The sequence below is a fragment of the Mesorhizobium sp. M2A.F.Ca.ET.037.01.1.1 genome (assembly GCF_003998075.1).
Lineage (GTDB): Bacteria > Pseudomonadota > Alphaproteobacteria > Rhizobiales > Rhizobiaceae > Mesorhizobium.
The window spans coordinates 1-2,964 of sequence record NZ_RZSA01000838.1; the positions used below are offsets into that span (position 1 = coordinate 1).

Below are 2,964 nucleotides of genomic sequence, written 5' to 3' on the forward strand. Positions count from 1 at the left end.
GGGATACGCTGAGGCCACCTTCCAGCCAGCCGGCGGCGTGGATGCAGACGGTGGCGCCAGCCAGCACCGAGCCCCACAGCGCGAACTGCGTCTCGTGTGCCGCCTGCACGTCGGAAATATTGGCGGCGCTGCCGCCGCCGGAGCGCCACGGCAACCCAGTGTAGCGGGCGAGCTGTCCCGCCCCAAGCGTCGCCTTGATATGTTCCGGCGTGCCGAAGGCCGGCGCGCCGGTGGTCTATGGCTCCTTCTCCTCCAATGTCGACATGAAGTCCGGCGCGCCGGGGCGCACGATTTGGGCAAGCGTCAACCCAGCCAGCGCCTCGGCATGCTGCAAGGTCAGCGCGCCGGCAACCGTGATCGGCGCCATCGCGCCCGCCAGGCAGAAGGGCGTGATGATCAGGACCTGGCCGGCCCTGGCGAAGTCGATGATGCCTTGCGCCATCGGGATATCCAGCTGACGCGGCGAGTTGGTGTTGATGACGGTGTAGCAATGGGCGCCGGCGCGGAACTGGTCCTCGGAGAGGCCGCGCGCCAGGCGGATCATCTCGAACCCGTCCTCGACCTGCGGCGTGCCGCGCGCAAAGATGAAGGGGAACTTGTCCGACAGCGTTAGTTGCGCCCGGTTGACGGCATAGTGGCGGAAGCGGTTGTCGATGTCCTGCGGCTCGACGCAGGGCCCAAGCATGTGCAGCACGTCGAAATGCTGGATCAGCTTGATGAATTCCTCGAAGGCGGCGAGCGTGCCCGGCCGGCGGCCGCGCTCGAGATCGGTGACGTTGGGCGCGCCAGAGCCGGCCAGGAAAGCCATCGAGCCGAGCTCAAGCGTCAGGTCGCGCGAGCGGTCGCCGCCAAGTGCCGGAATGGAGCGCGGCGCCGAGGCAAGTGCTGCCTCGACCATGTCGCGGCCGATCCTGACCATCTGGCTGTCTTCGTCGACCAAGGCGCCGGCCTTGGCGTAGATGGCGCGGGCCTCGGGCAGCAGCACCTTGATGCCGAGTTCTTCCAGCACGCGCAGCGCGGCAGCGTGGATGGCGGCGACCTGGTCTTCGGAAAAGATCGGCTGCGGCAGGAACGGGTTCTTCAGGGACCGGTAGTTCGGACGGCGGCTGGATTCGCTGCCCGCCTCGCCGGTGCGTCCCCGCCGGCGCTCGCGTCTGAGATCACGTGCGGCCTCATCGATCATGGCGGTTCCTCCTCATTGCCGCATCGCCTTGCCTTCAGGGTCGTAGGGCGAGGCGGCAATGACACGCGCCGGCCGTTCGACCCCGACAATGTGTATGGAAAGTTCTGTCCCCTCCCCGGCGAAACCGTCATCGAGCAACGCCAGGGCGACGCTCTTGCCGAGGGTATAGCCGTAGCCGCCGGAGGTGACGAAGCCGACGCGCCGGCTCTTGGACCAGACCGGCTCGAAGCCGCTGGCATCGGCGTGGACAGCGTCGACCTCCAGCGTCACGATGCGTCGCGAGGCACCGGCGTCGCGCTCTTTCAGCGCCGCGTCGCGGCCGATGAACTCGGCCTTGTCGAAAGCGATGAAGCGGTCGAGCCCGGTCTGACCGGGCGTGTAGCCTTGCGTGAACTCGCGCGACCAGATGCCGAAACTCTTTTCCAGCCTGAGCGAATTCAGCGCGTAATAGCCGATCTCGGCAAGGCCGAGGTCTTGGCCGGCGGCAAGCAGTGTTTCGCGCAGCGTCGCATGCAGGGTGGCCGGGCAGTTGATCTCGAAGCCGAGTTCGCCGGCGATGGACAGCCTGGCAACGCGCGCTCGCATCATGCCGATATCGAACTCGCCGCAAGCCATGAACGGCAGGGTTTTGGCGGAGATGTCCTGATGCGTGGTGCGTTCGAGGATCTTTCGTGCATTCGGTCCAGTGACGAGGAAGCCGGATGTGGCATCGGAAATGTCGGTGACGGAAACGCCTTCGGCGATGTGCGCCTCGAACCAGCGCATATGAAATTCGCGCAAATAGTAGGAGCCCATGATCCAGTATTCGCCGCCGCCCCAGTTGAGCACGGTGAGGTCGCCCTTCAGCCGGCCATTGGGCCCAAGCATCGGCGCAAGCTTGGCGCGGCCAGGCTTCGGCAGCCGGCAAGCGAGCAGCCGGTCGAGCCACGCCTCGGCGCCCGGGCCTGACACGGCATAGCGCGAGAAGGCTGTGGTATCGACGAGGCCGGCGGCGCGGCGCACCTGCAGCACCTCGTCGCCGACGATTTCGAAGGCGTTGGAGCGCTTCAGCGTCGTCTCCTCGCGGAACCCCATCGGCGCGAAATAGGCCGGGATCTCCAGGCCCCAGGACGCCGTCCACTCGGCGCCGGCGGCGCTCATGCCATCATAGGCGCCGGGGCGCTTCAGCGGCCGGCCCGCCGGCAGGCGCTCATTGGGGAAGGTCATGACGAAGCGGCGGGCATAGAACTGGCCCGTCGTGCGCCTGAGATACTCGCGGTTGGCGGCGAAGGCGCCGTAGCGAGCGCTGTCCATGCCGAAGATGTCGGCTTCCGGCTCACCGTAAATCATCCACTCGGCCAGCGACTTGCCAACACCGCCGCCCTGGCTGAAGCCGGCCATGACGCCGCAGGCGACCCAGTAATTCTTCAGCCCCCTGACCGGGCCGACCAGCGGGTTGCCGTCCGGCGTGAAGGTGAAGGCGCCGTTGACCCATTTGCGGATACCGGCCGTGGCCAGGCAGGGAAAGCGCTCATAGGCCTTGGCAAGCTCGGGGCTGATGCGATCGATATCCTCGGGGATCAGCTCGATGCCGTAATCCCAGGGCGCGCCGTCCATGTTCCAGTGTTTCGGGTTCTGCTCATAGACGCCGAGCAGCACGCCCTTCCGCTCCTGGCGCAGATAGGAGAAGCCATCGAGATCGACGGCAAGGCCAAGCTCCTTGTCTAGCGCCGCGACTTCCGGAATGTCCTCGGTGACAAAATAATGATGCTCCATCGGCGTCACCGGCAGGTCGACGCCGG

At 66.5% G+C, this 2,964-nt stretch carries 1 protein-coding gene and 1 pseudogene; both read right to left on the reverse strand.

Annotation, left to right across the window (positions count from 1 at the left end):
- Positions 1–1,183, reverse strand: a pseudogene (locus EOA27_RS43205) (trimethylamine methyltransferase family protein); the annotation flags it as partial.
- Positions 1,184–1,195: 12 nt separating this feature from the next.
- Positions 1,196–2,964 (reverse strand): FAD-dependent oxidoreductase (locus tag EOA27_RS29890; RefSeq protein ID WP_145970617.1); only part of this gene is annotated, 1,769 nt, incomplete at its 5' end.